Here is a 15,235-nt window from a genome sequence, read left to right on the forward strand (position 1 = left end):
CCAGAAGGTCACACACATCCGTTCCGGACGTGTACACAACGCCCAGGTCAGGCGGCCGGATAGGCGCGCTCCGGATCGGCGTTGGTGAGCAGCTCCTCGGCGTGCGCACGGCCCAGCTCGGAGTCCTCCAGCCCCGCGAGCATCCGCGACAGCTCCCGGACCCGGCCCCCGCGGTCCAACCGCACCACACCACTCTCGGTGACCAGGCCCTCGGTGGACTTCTCCACCACCAGGTGGGCGTCGGCGAACGCGGCGACCTGCGGCAGGTGCGTGACGACGATGACCTGCGCGCGCCGGGCCAGCCGGGCCAGCCGGCGGCCGATCTCCACCGCGGCCTTGCCGCCCACACCCGCGTCCACCTCGTCGAAGACGAACGTGGGCACCGGGTCGGCACCGGCGAAGACCACCTCGATGGCCAGCATCACGCGCGAGAGCTCACCGCCCGAGGCGCCCTTGTGCAGGGCCAGGGGCGGAGAGCTGGGGTGCGGGGCCAGCAGGACCTCGACCTCGTCGCGGCCGTGCTGGCCGAACTCCTCACCCGTGGTGATGCGCACGCTCACGCGGGCGTGCGGCATGGCCAGCGCGGTCAGCTCCTCGGTCACGGCCTCCCCGAAGCGGTCGGCGGCCTCGGTGCGCACACGGGTCAGCTCGGCGGCGAACAGTTCCATGCGCTCGTGCAGCTCGTCGGCCTCGGCGCGCAGCGCGTCGATGCGCTCGTCGTCGCCCTCCAGGTCGGCCAGCCGCTTGGCCGCGTTCTCGGCCCAGGCCAACACCTCGTCCGTGGTCGCGCCGTACTTGCGCGAGAGCGAGGTGAGCAGCGCGCGGCGCTCCTGCACCAGGGCCAGACGGGCGGGGTCGGCGTCCACCGACTCGGCGTAGGAGGCCAGCTCGGTGGCGGCGTCGGTGAGGATGTAGGAGGCCTCGTCCAACCGCTCGCCGATCGCGGCCAGCTCGGCGTCGTGCTCACGCACCGCCGCCACGGCCTGCCGGGCCGCCGAGAGCAGCGCGGCCACGTCCACCTCCACGTCGGAGGCCGGGTCCCCGGCCAGCGCCTCGTGGGCGGTGGTGGCCGCCACGCGCAGGCTGTCGGCGTGCGCCAGCCGCGTCTCCTCCGCGAGCAGCTCGGCGTCCTCACCGGGCCGGGGCTCGGCGGCGGCGATCTCCTCCGCGCCGAAACGGAGCATGTCGGCCTCCTGGGCGCGCTCGCGCGCCTGCTCCACCAGCTCCTCCAGCTCCGCCGACACCTCCCGGTGGCGCCGGTAGGCCACGGTGTACTGTTTGAGCGCCTTGGTCAGCGGTTCGCCCGCGAAGCGGTCCAGGGAGGAGCGCTGCCGGTCCGAGCGCAGCAGGCGCTGCTGGTCGGACTGGCCGTGCACGGCGACCAGGTCGTCGGCGAGGTAGGCGAGCAGGCTCACCGGGGCGGACCGGCCGCCCATGGTGGCACGCGAGCGGCCCTCGGCCGACACCGTGCGGGTGAGGATGAGGACGTCGTCGTCGATGTCACCCCCCGCCTCCAGCACCCGGGCGGCCACCCGGCCGCCCGAGGGGACGGTCAGGCGCCCCTCCACCACGGCCCGGTCCGCACCCGGACGTACGCGCTGGGGGTCGGCCCGCCCGCCGAAGAGCAGTCCGAGCCCGGTGACGACCATGGTCTTTCCCGCGCCGGTCTCGCCGGTGACGACGGTCAGCCCCGGTGACAACTCCAAAACGGCGTCGTCAATGACTCCGAGCCCCTGGATACGGACTTCTTCGAGCACCGATCCCTCTCCTGTAGTTGACGCCACTGCCCACACGCGCGCACGGCGCGTCCGGCCGCGCGGGCCGGTCAGCGGCCGTGCTCGCTACGGCCCCGCCATCCGGCGACCGACAATCCGAACTTGGCCACCAGCCGGTCGGTGAACGGCGCCCGGTGCAGCCGGGCCAGCCGAACCGGCGTGTCGGCACGGGTGATCTCGATTCGTGCCCCCGCGGGCAATTCGACCATACGCCGTCCGTCGCACCAGAGCACGCCCGGCGCCGTGGCCGGGACCACCTCCAGGGCCACAGTCGCGTTCGGCCCCACCACCAGGGGCCGCGCGAACAGGGCGTGCGCGCTGAGCGGCACGACCATCAGGGCGTCCACGTCCGGCCACACCACCGGGCCGCCCGCGGAGAAGGCGTGCGCGGTGGAACCCGTGGGGGTGGCGCACACCACACCGTCGCAGGCCCAGCGCGAGAGCGGACGCCCGTCGATCTCCAGGACGGTCTCCAGGATGCGGCGCGCCTCGCCCTTCTCCAGGGTCGCGTCGTTGAGCGCCCAGTTGCGCACGGGCGGACTCCCGTCGCCCCGGCCCCCGTTGAAGACCGCCACGTCCAGGGTCATGCGCTCCTCGACGTCGTAGTCGCGGTTGACGACACTGCGCACGGTCGCGCCCAGGTCCTCGCGCTCGGCCTCGGCCAGGAACCCCACGTGGCCCAGGTTCACCCCCAGCAGGGGTGCCCCGGCCGGGCGCGCGATCTCCGCGGCGCGCAGCAGGGTGCCGTCGCCGCCGAGCACCATGACCAGCTCGACGCCCCGGGCCGCCTCCCCCGGTTCCACGACCTCGACCGGGGAGAGCACGCAGTCCTCCGCGGCCAGTTCCTCGATCTCGTTCTTGAGCATGCGCACGGTCAGCCCGGCCCGGCTCAGGCTCTCGTGGACCAGTTGGGCGCTGCGTACCGCGGCGGGCCGACCGGTGTGGGCCAGCAGGAGAACACTGCGTCCGCTGGTCATCGCCGTCCCCTTACGTTCACTCCCCGGCGGGGAGTCTGAAGTGCTGGCCGGGGCGTTCGCCGACCCGGCCGGGTCACGTTACCGGACTCCTGAGACACGCTCGCCACGGTCGCTAACGCGGTCCCTCCTCCACGGCCCGGGCCAACGCGTCCGGGTCCAGGGGCGCGGCCCCCGCGCGCATCCACAGGAAGTACTCGACGTTGCCGGAGGGGCCCGGCAGGGGGCTGGCGGTGACGCCGACGGTGCCCAGCCCCAGGGTGAGGGCGTGCGCGGCGACGTCGGAGACGGCCTCGGCGCGCAGCTCCGGCTCGCGGACCACTCCCCCGGCGCCGACCTTGTCCTTGCCCACCTCGAACTGGGGCTTGACCATGAGCAGGAAGTCGGCGTCGGCGGCCACGCAGCCCCGCAGCGCCCCCAGCACCAGGCGCAGCGAGATGAACGACAGGTCGCCCACGACCAGGTCGGGGCGGGGCTCGCCGATCTGCTCGGGGGTGAGCTCACGGACGTTGACCCGCTCCATCACGCGCACGCGGTCGTTGCTGCGCAGCGACCAGGCGAGCTGGCCGTAGCCCACGTCCACCGCGGTGACGTGGGCCGCCCTGCGGCGCAGCAGCACGTCGGTGAACCCGCCGGTGGAGGCGCCCGCGTCCAGGGCCCTGCGGTCGGCGACGTCGAACTCGAAGGCGTCGAGGGCCCCGATGAGCTTGTGGGCGCCGCGGGAGACGTAGGGGGGCTCGTCGGAGGGTGGACGGACCACGATGGGCTGGTCCTGGCCGACCTGGGTCGCGGCCTTGGAGGCCACGATCCCCGCGACCTTGACGAACCCGCCCTCGATGATCTCGGCGGCGTGTCCACGGGAGCGTGCGTGCCCGCGGCGGACCAGTTCCGCGTCGAGCCGGGTGCGTTTTGCCATGGTTACCGAGGATACCGGGGCTGTTCGGGGGCGCCGGCGCCCTGGTCGAGCGCGCCGAGCACCCCGGACAGCTCCTGGTGCAGGGTGTCGAAGACCGCGACGTGCTCGGCGGTGGGCAGGGACTCCAGCGACGCCAGCCGCTCCCTGGTGCTGCGCAGGGTCTGCTCGGCCAGTGCCTGGGCCTGCTCGTTGGGGTCCATGCCTCTCCCGGTGTTCTCGCTGGTCCGACTCTACTTCTTCGTGGTGCCCCTGCTCTTGGTGGTGCGCTTGGCTGCGGTGCGAGCGCGGGCCGTCTTGGCCGCGGTACGGGGCTTCCTGGCCGCGGCCTTGTCGGCGTCCTGGGCGTCGGCCGCGGCACCCGCCGCGTCCGCGGAGGCCTCCGCGCCGTCGTCGGCCGCCTCCTGCGTGTCCCGGCCCCCGGCGACCTTCGCGTCCCCCTCGGACGCGGCCGAGCCGGATCCGGCCCCCGCCCCGGGGCCGCGCTCCTCGGACCCGGCCTCGGCGCCCTCCCCGGCCCCGGTGGACACCTCGGCCTGGGAAGCGTCGGTCTCCGCGGCGGCCGCGGGGCGCACAGGCGAGGACGCGCCCGCCTCGACGGGGGCCAGAACGCGCTCGACCGCGTGGCGTGCGGCCAGGCGGCGTTCGAGTTCGGCGACCCGCCGTACCAGACGCTCGTGGTCGGCGCGCGGCACGACGTCCATCCGCTCCAGCTGGCGCCCGACCTCGGAGCGGACCAGGTCGGCGATGGCCGCGCGGTTGGCCTGGCTGGTCTCGATGAGCTCCCCGGCCAGGTTCTGGATGCTCTGCCCCACCCGCGGCGGCAGGCTCTCCCCCTCCGCCGCGACCGGCGCGGCGGGACCGTTCGCCCTGAGCAGGGCCTTGGCCGCGGCGACGGCCTGCTTGCGCGAGAGTTCGGTGAGGCCACTGGCGGCATCGAGGTAGGTGCGTACCGCGTCGACGACCATGATGACAAGTGCTCCTTGGTGGGACCGCGAAAGAGGAAGGGGGCGCGGGCAGGGCGAGCCGCTGCGCGACGGGGGGCCGTGGCCAACGCTACCGGGACCGAACCGGCGTTGACACGCGAACTCCCAAGACCGCCCCATTCGTCCCGATGGCACCACAAGGACGCGAACGCCCGGCGCCTGGGGCATGATGTGGCCATGAGCAGCATCGACACGTGTCTCGCCGGCATCGAGAAGGTGAACCAGCGCATCCTCGCCCAACCCGACGAGAAGCGCCGCAAGTACATCCGTGAACGCTCCCTGAGCGTGGAGGTCCCCGACCTGGAGACCGTCTTCGACATGCGGCTCACCCTCGACGGCCTGGTCGACATCACCCACCGCCCCGCGGACCGGCCCGCGCCCCGGGCACAGGTGCGGATCACCGTGGCCAGCGAGGACCTGGTGGCCCTGGCCGAGGACCGCCTGGACGCGGCCAAGGCCGTGTTCGGCCGCCGGGTCAGGATCGACGCCAGCGTCGGCGACCTGCTGCGCGTGCGGAAACTCCTCTGAGCCGACCGCGCGGCGCCCGAACGGCGAACGGCGACGGGTACCGTGCTGGGATGCCACGCCAACCTCTCGAACTGGCGCCCTTCCGCGGTCTGCGCTACGCCGACCCCGACGCGGACCGCTTCGTCGACGGGGAGTTCGACCTCGCGCGACTCCTGGCCCCTCCCTACGACATCCCCGACGCCGACGAGGCGCGTGCGCTCCAGCGCTCCGACCCGCACAACGCCGCGCGGGTCACCCTGCCCTTCGAGCTGAGCCGCCAGAGCCCCGCCGGGACGGGAAGGGCCGTGCCGCGCCGCTACCGCACGGCCGCCGAGCTGCTGCGCAGCTGGATCGACGACGGCGTGCTCGCGCTGGACGCGCAACCGGCGCTGTACGTGTACGAGCAGGTCACCGCCGACGGGCGGCGCCAGCGCGGACTGGTGGGCAACCTGCGCCTGCCCGAGGAGGGCGCCGAACCCGCCGTACGCCCGCACGAGGACGTGGCCGACCCGCCGGTGCGCGACCGGTTCCACCTGATGGGCCTGGCCCGGGCCAACCTCGAACCGATCTTCCTGGTCTACCGGGGCGGCGACGGGTACGCGTCGGCCGCCACCGAGGCGGTCGCGGGCGCCCCGCTCACGCACGCGCGCACCCGCGACGGAGCCGAGCACCGGCTGTGGGCGGTCACCGACCCCGCCGTGCTGCGGCGGATCAGCGCCGACCTGGCGGGCCGGTCCGCGCTGATCGCCGACGGCCACCACCGCTACGCCGCCTACCGGCGTCTGCGCGCCGCCCACGACGCCCCGGGCTGGCGCTACGGGCTGGCCCTGCTCGTGGACAGCGACACCCACCCGCCCCGACTGGGCGCCATCCACCGGGTGCTCCCCGGCCTGGACACCGACGCCGCGGTCGAGGCCGCCCGCACGGTGGCCTCCGTGGAACGGGTCGCGGGCCCCCGCGCACACGCCCTGGACCGGGCGGAGGCGCCCGCCCTGCTACTGGTCTCCCCCGAGGGCGACGCCCACCTGGTGCACGGCTTCGACGAGCGGGTGCTGGAGCGGGCCATGCCCGACCGCTCCCCGCAGTGGCGGCACCTGTCCACGGCCGCCCTGCACCAGGTGCTGCTGCCGCTGTGGGAGGTACCGGAGGAGCGGGTGCGGATGGTGCACGACGACGCGGCCGAGGCGGTCGCGGCCGCCCGCGACGAGAAGGGCACGGCCGTCATCGTGCCCGCGCTGCGCGTGGAACAGGTGTACGCGGTGGCCGACCGCGGGGAGCTGACCCCCCGCAAGTCCACCTCGTTCGGCCCCAAACCGCGTACGGGTCTGGTCATGCGCCTCCTGGACTGAGGGGGCGGCCCCGGACCGACCGCCGCGCTCCGACCAGGCGGGCCGCCCGGGCCGCGTACACCACGGCGAAGGCGAGCGCGGCGGCCACCAGCAGGGCCAGGGCGGTGGGGGCCAGGTAGAACGTCTGCCCCCAGGTCATGTCACGGCCCTGGGCCAGCAGCGCCGCCAACCGGTTCGGGAACACGGCCGCGCCGATGACGGCCAGCCCCGGCAGCAGGCGCACGGCGCCGCGCCACCGGGGACGCACGCGGACGGCCTCCGCCCAGGCGCCGGCGCGCCGTACACCCCGCTGGGCGAGGTAGCCGGTCAGCCCGACCAGGGCGACCAGGACCAGGTCGAGCGCCAACAGCACCGGAGCGGTCGGCGCGGCGGGCTCCCCGCCCTCGGCCAGGGCCACCAGCCCGTGCAGCAGCGCGGAGGCGTCGGCGCTGCCCAGCCCGGTGTTGGCCATCACCGCGACGCCGTACCCGCTCCCGGGCAGCAGCGCCTGGTGGGCGGTGTAGGTGAACTGGATGCCCCCGTGCGAGACCATGGGGGCGCCCGCCGGGCTCTCCCCGGCGTTCCAGCCCAGCGCGGTGTCGCCTCCCGCGCCGCCGACCGGGGTGTGGGTGGCGGTGATCCCCTCCTCCGACAGGACGCGGGCGCCGTCGGCTCCCCGCCCCCCGTTGTTCTGCGCGACCAGCCAGCGGGCCATGTCGTGCGCGGTGGTGACCATGCCGCCCGCGCCGTTGAAGTAGCTCTGCGGCTCGGGCACCGCGACTGCCGCGCCCAGGACGGCGACGTGCCCCGGGGCCGCCCCCGCCGCGAAGACCTCCTCGGCGGTGTCGACGGTGACGGTGTCGTCCATGCCCAGCGGCGCGAACACGCGCTCGTCCATGTACTCGCCGAAGGACCGGCCGCTGAGGACCTCCACCAGCCGGGCCGCGACGTGGTAGTTGGGGTTGTGGTAGTGGAACTCGGTGCCCGGATCGGCGGCCATCCCGGAGTCCGCCATCCTGGCGAGCGCCCCCTCCAGGTCCTCGGCCGCGGGGGCGCTCTTCTCCCGGAAGGCGGTGTCGGACATCCCCGAGGTGTGGGTGAGCAGTTGGCGGACGGTGACACGGTCGGCGCGCGGGTCGTCGAGGGTGAACCCCGGCAGGTGCCGCGCCACCCGGTCGTCGAGCGCGAGTGCGCCGTCCTCCACGAGCTGCATGACGGCGAGCGCGGTGAAGGCCTTGCTGACCGAGGCCACCCCCATGGGGGTGTCGGCGGTGATCGCCCCACCCGCCGAGTCGGTGCCGTAGCCCGCCGCGCGCACCACCTCGGTGCCCCGGGTCACGGCGACGGCGGCCCCCGGCAAGGGTGAGGCGTCCAGGTAGTCGGACACGTAGGCGTCCACGGCCTCGGAGGTCAGCGCGCCCGGATCCGTGTCGGGGACCTCGGCCCGGGCGGGGGCGGCGGTGAGCATCAGGAGGGCGGCGGCCAGGCCCGCCGCCGCGATTCTGGTCAGGGACATGGGGACCATCGTGCTCGGCGCGGCCCACCCGAGACCACGGTGCCGACCGTACGCACACCCTGGGGTTTTCCCCACCCCCCACCCCCCGGCGCGCCTCCCCCGGCCTCCCGATATCCACTGGCCCGGCACCGGCCGACTGCTGTACCCATGGTGATCCGCTCCGTTCCCTTCCAGCCGAGGAGTCCCCAGCGTGCCCGCCGAAGCGAAGAACCCCGGCCGACCCCAGACCCGGGCCTCCCTGGCCCGCGACCTGACCGCGTTGGGGGTCGCGCCCGCCGACACCCTCCTCGTGCACACCTCCCTCAGCGCGCTGGGCTGGGTGTGCGGCGGTGAACAGGCCCTCGTGCAGGCCCTCGTGGACGCCGTCGGCTCCCGGGGAACGCTCGTCGTGCCCACCCAGACCATGGACAACACCGACCCCGCCGGGTGGCGCGACCCCCCGGTCCCCGAGGACTGGTGGCCGGTCATCCGCGCGCAGGCGCCCGGGTTCGATCCGCGCCTGACACCGAGCAGGTTCATGGGCCGCGTCCCGGAGATGGTGCGCACCTGGCCCGGCGCGGTCCGCAGCGCGAACCCGCAGACCTCCTTCGCCGCGCTGGGCCCCCGCGCCCGCGACCTCATGGCACACCACCCGGTCGACTGCCGCCTGGGCGAGGACTCCCCGCTCGCCGCGCTGGAACGCGTCCGGGCCAAGGTCCTGCTGCTGGGCACGGGGTTCGACTCCTGCACCGCCTTCCACCTGGCCGAGTACCGCATCCCCCGGCCCCGCCTGGAGCGGTCCGGGTGCGCGGTCCTGGCCCCGGACGGCGGCCGGACGTGGGTGGACTTCACCGACGTGCTCCTGGACGAGGAGGACTTCGCACGGCTGGGCGCCGACTTCGAGAACACCGGAGCCGTGACCTCGGGCCCGGTGGGCGAGGCCACCGCACGGCTGTTCTCCCTCCCGGGAGCGGTGGCCTTCGCGTCCAGCTGGATGACCGTGAACCGGGACAGGTGACCTCCGCACCGGAGCATCCGGCGCCCGCCGCGGTGCCGGTGGGTCAGCGACACAGCGCACATCCCGGCCCCGGGCGGACGGTCCCGGCCGAGGGGACCCGCGCCATAGCCTGGGAGACGACCACCGCCATCACACGGAACGGGTTCTCCGCCATGTCCCTGCTCGCCGCAGACCGCCCCCTGAACGAGATCCACGACGCGATGCTCCTGGACCTGGACGGGGTCGTCTACATCGGCCCGAGGGCCGTACCGGCGGCACCGGAGGCGGTGGGCAAGGCGCGGGCCGCCGGAGCGCGGGTGGCGTTCGTGACCAACAACGCCGGGCGCACCCCGGCGCGCATCGCCGAGCACCTGACCGAACTGGGCGTGGGCGCCGCCCCCGGGGACGTGGTGACCTCCGCGGAGGCCGCCGCCCGCCTGGTCGGCGAACACCACCCCGCGGGTTCGGACGTACTGGTGGTGGGCGACACCGCGCTGCGCCAGGCGGTGCGCAGGATGGGGCTGCGCCCGGTGTCGGTCGACAGCCCCTCGGTGGTGGCCGTGGTGCAGGGCTACTCCCGGCACATGACCCGCGACCTGCTCGACCAGGGCACGGTCGCGGTCCGGCGCGGCGCGTTCTACGTGGCCAGCAACAACGACGCCACCGCACCCAGCGAGTGGGGCCTGACCCCCGGCAACGGGTCCTTCGTCCGGGTCATCGCCAACGCCACCGGGGTCGAACCCGTCGTCGCCGGAAAGCCCATGCGCCCCCTGCACGAGGAGGGCATCCTGCGCACCGGAGCGCGCAACCCGCTGATCGTGGGCGACCGGCTGGACACCGACATCGAGGGCGCGACCGCCCACGGCGCGGCGGGGATGCTGGTGCTGACGGGGGTGGCCACCCCGATGGACGCCCTCGCCGCGCCCGAGCACCAGCGCCCCAGCTACCTGGCGTGGGACCTGTCGGGCATGAACCACACGCACCCGGCCGTCGTCCGCGAGGGCGACCGCACCCGCTGCGCGGGGTGGACGGTGACCGTCACCGGCGGCGCACCACGCGTCGAGGGGGACGGGGACCGGCTGGACGGGCTGCGCGCGCTGTGCGTCGCGGTCTGGGCGGACCGGGCGGCGGACCCGTCCGGCCCGGCCGCACGCGAGGCGCTGTCCCGCCTGGGCTGGTGAGCCCACGCGGCGGGCCCTCACCGCCGCACCGCCCCGGCCGCGGGGCCGTCGGCCGCCCGGACCAGGGTCGCGGTCCTGGCCTCCACCTCGCACACGCTGCGTACGCCCTCCCGGCCGCGCCAGGTGCGGCGGCGCAGCTCCCCGGTCATCCGGACCACGTCGCCCAGCCGCCAGGCGCGTATCCCCTCGTGCAGGTCGCGGTCGAAACTGGTGCAGGTGATCGAGTCGGACCGGCGCCCGCGGTAGCGGCTGTCGCGGGGGCGGGCCACACAGACCCGCCAGGTGGCCAACCGGTCGCCGCTGGGCAGCTCGCGGATGAGGGGCCGGGCGGTGATCCGCCCGGCCACGAGGATCTCGTTGCGGTGCTCGGACTCACACGGGTCCTGCCGCGGGGACGGGGTGTCGGGGGCGGTCCGGCTCGGGGCGACCGCGGACTCCTGCTGCATGTGGACGTCCTCCCATGGGTGGAGAGCGAGGAGACGGGCGCGACGCGGAGCAGGGGCGCGGGGCAGGAGACCGAAGGTCCGGCCGTCCGCGTGCGGTGGGGGCGTGCGCTCTCCCACCAGGATCCCCCGGCGAGGGTCCGGGCGAAAGGCCCGTCGCGAGGCTGTGGACAACCCGTCCCGGCACCGGCCGCGCTCCGCGCACCCCTCCGGCGAGGACCGGGCCGAGCCCCGCCCCGACCAGCCGTGACACCCTTGTCCTAGAGTCGGATCCTGTCCGGTTCGGCCCCGCCGAACCCCACGACGACCGAGGAACAGGGGTGCTTGCAGTGCACGACGACGTGGACGTGAGCGGTCTGCCCGAGGGGATCACCCCGCTGGGCGACGACATCTTCGCCATCGACACGATGCTCGCCGGATACCCGGGGATCGTGTCGAGCTACCTCATCCGCTCCCAACGGCCCTGCATCGTCGAGGTCGGCACCGCCGGTTCCGCGCGGGTCCTGCACGAGGCCGTCACCCGCCTCGGGCTGGCTCCCGCGGACCTGGCCACCATCGTGGTCACCCACATCCACCTGGACCACGCGGGCGGCACCGGAGACATGGCCGCCCTGTTCCCCAACGCCGAGATCGTCGTGCACGAGCGCGGCGCCCACCACCTGGCCGACCCGAGCAGGCTGATGCGCAGCGCCGAGATGGTGTGGGGCGACCGGCTGGACAGCCTGTTCGGACGGATGAACCCCACCGAGGCGACCCGTATCCGGTCGGTGGCCGAGACCGGGGAGATCGACCTGGGCGGCGGGCGCCGACTGGTGACGCACTACGCCCCCGGCCACGCCAAGCACCACATGGGCCTGGTCGACACCCTCACCGGCGACCTGTACGTCGGCGACGCGCTGGGCGTGTACAAGCCGCTCACCGGAGAGGTCAGCCCGGCCACGCCGCCGCCGGACTTCGACATGGAGGCGTGCCTGCGCACCCTGCGGCTGTTCGGGGACATCGACGCCCAGCGGCTGATGTTCTCCCATTTCGGCGCGGTCACCTCGGTCCCCGAGACCCTCGACCGGGCCGAGTCCGAGCTCCGGCTGTGGGTGGAGACAGTGCGCGAGTCCCACGGCAGCACCGGCGACCTGGACCACGCGATCGCCATGGTGCGCGACAAGGTGGTCTCGCGCTACGCGCCGATGCCGCCGGAGCTGCCCGCGGAGTCCGCCGCGATCCTGGACACCCTCAGCGGTGCGGAGGCCAACGTGTCCGGCATCGTGCACTGGCTGGACAGGCTCGCCCGGGAGCAGGCCGAGGCCCGGGCTGCGGAGGAGAAGGAACGTTCCTGAGCGGTCCCGGACGGCCCTCGCGGTCCCCGGCGTCGGAGCGCGGACGTCCGCGCTCCGACGCGGAGGCGCGGAGCGGCCCCGGCGGCGCACGGCCGCCGGACGCGGCGCGCGGACCGCGGGAAAACCGAGTGCGCCCGCCGGGCCCCGGACCTAGTCTCACCCCCATGACGACTCAGATCCGCCCCATGGAGCGGGCCGACATCCCCCGGATCCTCCCCCTCCTGCGCGCCGTCCACCCCTGCCGCGTGCTGACCGAGGACGCGATGCGCTGGCGGGCGGAGAACCCCCTGCCCGGCATGCGTGAGACCACTCTGCTCGCGGTGGAGGACGGGGCCCCGGTGGGTTTCCTGCGCTCCGCGCTACGCTGCGACGGTGAGGGCCCCCGCAGCGGCCGGTCCCTCCTCGCCACGGTCGCCGCCTCCCACCGGGACACGGACGTGGGCGCGCGCCTGCTGGACGCCTCCGAGCGCCACCTCCTCGAGGGCGGAGCCGAGGTCCTGCGGACCGAGGCCGCCGAGGAGGGCGTCCAGACCGGGGGCGAGGCCTTCCGGCGGACCGTGCTGGAGCGGGGGTACGCCCCGGAGGAGACCCACCGCGTCCTGGGCCTGGACCTGGCCGCGCTACCCGCCCTACCGAAGGCTCCCGAGGGCGTCGAACTGCGGCCCTTCGGCGACTACGCCGACGACCCGCGGGAGATCTACGAGGTCGACAGGCTGGCCAGCCTGGACGAGCCGGGCGCGGACTCCTGGTTCCCCTCCTACGAGGGGTGGCGCAAGGACGTGTGGGAGCACCCGCTGCGCGCACCGGACCTGTCCCTGTTGGCACTGGTCGAGGGCGTGCCGGCCGCCATCACCTGCTACGTCAGCGACGGGGAGACCCGGATGGAGTCGTCCATGACCGGCACCCTGCGCGAGTTCCGGGGGCGCGGCCTGGCCGGGTACGCCAAGGCCGCGGCACTGCACCGGGCGCGTGAACGGGGCATGCGCTACGCCTACACCGGCAACCACGAGGACAACGCGCCGATGCTGGCCGCGAACCGGCGGCTCGGCTACGCCCCGGTCGGTTCCGAGACCGTCTACGTCCGGCGGCTCAGGGGTTAGCGGACGGCCCCGGCGGCGCCCCGGGCAGCCCCAGCTCCCGGAGCAGGTGGGCGTAGAGCCCGTCCGCCCAGGAGAGTTGGTCGTCGGAGGGCAGGACGTCGAAGGCCCGCACCTCCACGGTCTCGAACTCCCCGGTCAGCGGAGCCAGCGCGGTCACCTGCGCGTGGGTGACCACCGTGACGTGACCGCCGGAGAGCACGTAGTGGCCGACGGGACGGATGTCGCCGAGGGTGGCGCCGGCCTCCTCCCGGGCCTCGCGGCGCGCGGTGTCCTGGAAGGTCTCCTCCGGTTCGGCGTGACCGCCGGGGAACTCCCAGGCCCGGCGCCGGTTGCGCACCAGCAGGGGCCGGTCACCGGTGTAGGTCAGGCACACCACGGAGTCGTGAACCTCGGGGAGGACCCCCAGACGCACGACGGCACCGCCGAGCGGAGCGTCTCCGCCCGGCGGTGCGGTACCACCGGTTCCGTGGAAGGGGCTCAGTCCCGGTCCTCGCGGCCGCGGTGCCGTTCGTCGCGGTCGCGGTCGCGCGGGGACGCGTCCTCCTGCGGCTCCTCCAGGGGTTCCTGCTCCTCGGCGTCGGTCCAGACGATGCCGTCCTCGGCGTCGTAGTCGACCAGCTCCATCCCCTCCAGGGCGGCCAGCCGCTCGTCGGCGTCGGTGACGCCGTCACTGTCCACGGCCGAGGCGCGCGAGAAGTACTCGCGGGCGTCGTCCTCGCGGCCCAGTTCCTCCAGGACGTCGGCGTAGGCGTAGAAGAGGCGGGCGACCCACGGGCGGGCCCGCCTCTCCTTGAGCTCGGGCACCTGGAGTTCGGCCAGGGCGGCCTTGGTGTCGCCCATGTCCCGGCGGGCCCCGGAGGCGACGATGCGCAGCTCGATGCGGTCGGCCGCGTCCAGGTCCTTGGCGGCCGGGTCGTTGGTGATCTCCAGCGCCCGTTCGGGACGGCCCAGGCCGCGCTCGCTGTCGGCCATGATGGCGAGGAAGTTGTCGCGTCCGCTCATCCGGCGTGCGGCGCGCAGGTCGGACAGGGCCTCCTGCCACTTGCCCACGGTGTAGGCCGCCACACCGGAGGCCTCGCGGACGCCGGGAACGCGCGACGCCTTGCGGCGCGCGTAGGCCGCGTGGGCGTAGGCCCGCTCGGGGTCCTCGTCCAGGAGCATGCCGGCGGCGACGATGTGCTTGCCGACCAGTTCGGCCAGAGACTTGGGCAGCGAGTGGAGGTCACGCCTGGTCTCGGGGTCCAGCTGGGAGTAGCTGACCTCCGCCGGGAGCTGGGGCGCGACGTCGGCCGGGTCGCGGTCCTCGCGCGGCGCACGGCGGTCGTCACGCCGGTCGTCCCGACCGCGGAAGCCGCCGCCCCTGTTGTCGTCGCGACCGCGGAACCCGCCGCCACGGCGGTCATCCCCGCGCCCGCCTTCCCGGAAGCCCCCGCCTCGCCGGTCGTCACGGCGCTCTCCGCCGCGGAACCCGCCGCGGTCGTCACGGCGGTCGTCACGGCCGCGGAAGCCTCCGCGGTCGCGGTCCCCGCCACGGAAGCCGCCCCGATCATCCCGCCGGTCCTCGCGGTGGTCGTCACGGCGGTCGTTACCGCCACGGAAGCCTCCGCGGTCGTCACGGCCGCGGTACCCGCCGCGATCGTCGCGACGGTCCCCGCCACGGAATCCGCCGCGGTCGCGGTCATCGCGGCCACGGAAACTCCCGCGATCGTCGCGGCGCTCTCCGCTGCGGAAGCCACCCCTGTCATCCCGGCGGTCCCCACCGCGGAAACCACCACGGTCCCGACTGTCGCGGCGCTCTCCGCCGCCTTCGCTGCGAAAGCCGCCGCGGTCATCGCGTCGTTCGTCACGGCCCCGGAAACCACCACCGCCGCGACGCTCGTCGCGACCCTGGTAGCCTCCGCGGTCACGGTCGTCACGGCGGTATCCTCCGCGCCGGTCGTCACGACCTCTGTCATCTCTGGAACCGCTGTAGCCGGACCGGGCGCGGGGTCCGTCACCGCGTCCCCGACCACCAGGTCCACCGGAGCGATAACCGCCGCGCTCGTTGGCTCCGGAGTCCTCGCGGTCTCCCGATCGGCTGTCCTCAGTCATCCAACCCGTCCGTCAACACTCAAAAGCGCTGCCACCTTGAGCAGTAGCAGCGCGTCATAGTACTCGTGCCTTCCAGCTTACGACATGGTGTCGCCGCTCATCACCAGAGCG

General features: G+C 74.5%; 16 protein-coding genes. 7 read left to right on the plus strand and 9 right to left on the minus strand.

Annotated elements, in window-relative coordinates; translation table 11 throughout:
* Window positions 1-47: 47 nt before the first annotated feature.
* From recN to NDAS_RS14930, 5 genes are all read right to left on the minus strand, one after another.
* Window positions 48-1,757, minus strand: a complete 1,710-nt coding sequence (recN, locus tag NDAS_RS14910) for a DNA repair protein RecN (RefSeq protein WP_013154042.1) — start codon at window positions 1,755-1,757, stop codon at window positions 48-50.
* A gap of 68 nt (window positions 1,758-1,825) precedes the next feature.
* Window positions 1,826-2,752, minus strand: coding sequence for an NAD kinase (locus tag NDAS_RS14915; protein WP_013154043.1), 927 nt, complete (start codon window positions 2,750-2,752; stop codon window positions 1,826-1,828).
* A 112-nt stretch (window positions 2,753-2,864) separates the two neighbouring features.
* Window positions 2,865-3,665: a TlyA family RNA methyltransferase gene (locus NDAS_RS14920; RefSeq protein WP_013154044.1), complete on the minus strand. Its 801-nt coding sequence runs from the start codon at window positions 3,663-3,665 to the stop codon at window positions 2,865-2,867.
* A gap of 2 nt (window positions 3,666-3,667) precedes the next feature.
* Window positions 3,668-3,865: a hypothetical protein gene (locus NDAS_RS14925; protein ID WP_013154045.1), complete on the minus strand. Its 198-nt coding sequence runs from the start codon at window positions 3,863-3,865 to the stop codon at window positions 3,668-3,670.
* Window positions 3,866-3,895: 30 nt separating this feature from the next.
* Window positions 3,896-4,630: a coiled-coil domain-containing protein gene (locus NDAS_RS14930; RefSeq protein ID WP_013154046.1), complete on the minus strand. Its 735-nt coding sequence runs from the start codon at window positions 4,628-4,630 to the stop codon at window positions 3,896-3,898.
* A 195-nt stretch (window positions 4,631-4,825) separates the two neighbouring features.
* Between NDAS_RS14930 and NDAS_RS14935 the strand changes: the two genes are divergently transcribed.
* Entirely contained in the window at window positions 4,826-5,176 is a 351-nt protein-coding gene (locus tag NDAS_RS14935; protein ID WP_013154047.1) for an SCP2 sterol-binding domain-containing protein, read from the plus strand.
* A gap of 50 nt (window positions 5,177-5,226) precedes the next feature.
* A complete protein-coding gene (locus tag NDAS_RS14940) occupies window positions 5,227-6,504 on the plus strand; it encodes a DUF1015 family protein (protein WP_013154048.1) in 1,278 nt (425 codons plus the stop codon).
* On the opposite strand, the gene NDAS_RS14945 is transcribed toward NDAS_RS14940, so the two are convergent.
* The gene (locus NDAS_RS14945) at window positions 6,485-8,008 is read right to left on the minus strand and encodes a serine hydrolase domain-containing protein (RefSeq protein ID WP_013154049.1); all 1,524 of its coding nucleotides are present in this window, start codon (window positions 8,006-8,008) and stop codon (window positions 6,485-6,487) included. The two genes, NDAS_RS14940 and NDAS_RS14945, sit on opposite strands and share 20 nt — an antisense overlap.
* Window positions 8,009-8,189: 181 nt before the next feature.
* On the opposite strand from NDAS_RS14945, the gene NDAS_RS14950 reads away from it, so the two are divergent.
* Both NDAS_RS14950 and NDAS_RS14955 read left to right on the plus strand, forming a co-directional pair.
* Entirely contained in the window at window positions 8,190-8,996 is an 807-nt protein-coding gene (locus NDAS_RS14950) for an aminoglycoside N(3)-acetyltransferase (RefSeq protein WP_013154050.1), read from the plus strand.
* A gap of 152 nt (window positions 8,997-9,148) precedes the next feature.
* On the plus strand, window positions 9,149-10,156 hold the full coding sequence (locus NDAS_RS14955) for an HAD-IIA family hydrolase (protein WP_013154051.1): 1,008 nt from the start codon (window positions 9,149-9,151) through the stop codon (window positions 10,154-10,156).
* A 17-nt stretch (window positions 10,157-10,173) separates the two neighbouring features.
* Here NDAS_RS14955 and NDAS_RS14960 read toward each other — a convergent pair whose 3' ends face one another.
* On the minus strand, window positions 10,174-10,602 hold the full coding sequence (locus NDAS_RS14960) for a single-stranded DNA-binding protein (protein WP_013154052.1): 429 nt from the start codon (window positions 10,600-10,602) through the stop codon (window positions 10,174-10,176).
* A 326-nt stretch (window positions 10,603-10,928) separates the two neighbouring features.
* On the opposite strand from NDAS_RS14960, the gene NDAS_RS14965 reads away from it, so the two are divergent.
* The gene (locus tag NDAS_RS14965) at window positions 10,929-11,933 is read left to right on the plus strand and encodes an MBL fold metallo-hydrolase (RefSeq protein ID WP_197724914.1); all 1,005 of its coding nucleotides are present in this window, start codon (window positions 10,929-10,931) and stop codon (window positions 11,931-11,933) included.
* A gap of 164 nt (window positions 11,934-12,097) precedes the next feature.
* Window positions 12,098-13,033, plus strand: coding sequence for a GNAT family N-acetyltransferase (locus NDAS_RS14970; RefSeq protein WP_013154054.1), 936 nt, complete (start codon window positions 12,098-12,100; stop codon window positions 13,031-13,033).
* Here the strand turns inward: NDAS_RS14970 and NDAS_RS14975 are convergent.
* Together NDAS_RS14975 and NDAS_RS14980 are read right to left on the minus strand one after the other, a co-directional pair.
* Window positions 13,023-13,445, minus strand: coding sequence for an NUDIX domain-containing protein (locus NDAS_RS14975; protein WP_013154055.1), 423 nt, complete (start codon window positions 13,443-13,445; stop codon window positions 13,023-13,025). The genes NDAS_RS14970 and NDAS_RS14975 overlap by 11 nt on opposite strands.
* A 65-nt stretch (window positions 13,446-13,510) precedes the next feature.
* Window positions 13,511-14,194: a hypothetical protein gene (locus tag NDAS_RS14980; protein WP_013154056.1), complete on the minus strand. Its 684-nt coding sequence runs from the start codon at window positions 14,192-14,194 to the stop codon at window positions 13,511-13,513.
* Between the two features lie 15 nt (window positions 14,195-14,209).
* On the opposite strand from NDAS_RS14980, the gene NDAS_RS28930 reads away from it, so the two are divergent.
* Window positions 14,210-15,184 (plus strand): hypothetical protein, encoded by a 975-nt coding sequence (locus tag NDAS_RS28930; RefSeq protein WP_049800307.1) that lies wholly within the window; start codon window positions 14,210-14,212, stop codon window positions 15,182-15,184.
* The last annotated feature ends 51 nt before the right edge of the window (window positions 15,185-15,235 follow it).

The organism is Nocardiopsis dassonvillei subsp. dassonvillei DSM 43111, assembly GCF_000092985.1.
Taxonomy (GTDB): domain Bacteria; phylum Actinomycetota; class Actinomycetes; order Streptosporangiales; family Streptosporangiaceae; genus Nocardiopsis; species Nocardiopsis dassonvillei.

Excerpts from the sequence above, each read along its gene's own strand:
- NDAS_RS14915 (WP_013154043.1), bottom strand. The coding sequence starts at position 2,752 with ATGACCAGCGGACGCAGTGTTCTCCTGCTGGCCCACACCGGTCGGCCC.
- NDAS_RS14920 (WP_013154044.1), bottom strand. The coding sequence starts at position 3,665 with ATGGCAAAACGCACCCGGCTCGACGCGGAACTGGTCCGCCGCGGGCAC.
- NDAS_RS14925 (WP_013154045.1), bottom strand. The coding sequence starts at position 3,865 with ATGGACCCCAACGAGCAGGCCCAGGCACTGGCCGAGCAGACCCTGCGC.
- NDAS_RS14930 (WP_013154046.1), bottom strand. The coding sequence starts at position 4,630 with ATGGTCGTCGACGCGGTACGCACCTACCTCGATGCCGCCAGTGGCCTC.
- NDAS_RS14935 (WP_013154047.1), top strand. The coding sequence starts at position 4,826 with ATGAGCAGCATCGACACGTGTCTCGCCGGCATCGAGAAGGTGAACCAG.
- NDAS_RS14940 (WP_013154048.1), top strand. The coding sequence starts at position 5,227 with ATGCCACGCCAACCTCTCGAACTGGCGCCCTTCCGCGGTCTGCGCTAC.
- NDAS_RS14945 (WP_013154049.1), bottom strand. The coding sequence starts at position 8,008 with ATGGTCCCCATGTCCCTGACCAGAATCGCGGCGGCGGGCCTGGCCGCC.
- NDAS_RS14955 (WP_013154051.1), top strand. The coding sequence starts at position 9,149 with ATGTCCCTGCTCGCCGCAGACCGCCCCCTGAACGAGATCCACGACGCG.
- NDAS_RS14960 (WP_013154052.1), bottom strand. The coding sequence starts at position 10,602 with ATGCAGCAGGAGTCCGCGGTCGCCCCGAGCCGGACCGCCCCCGACACC.
- NDAS_RS14970 (WP_013154054.1), top strand. The coding sequence starts at position 12,098 with ATGACGACTCAGATCCGCCCCATGGAGCGGGCCGACATCCCCCGGATC.
- NDAS_RS14980 (WP_013154056.1), bottom strand. The coding sequence starts at position 14,194 with ATGCTCCTGGACGAGGACCCCGAGCGGGCCTACGCCCACGCGGCCTAC.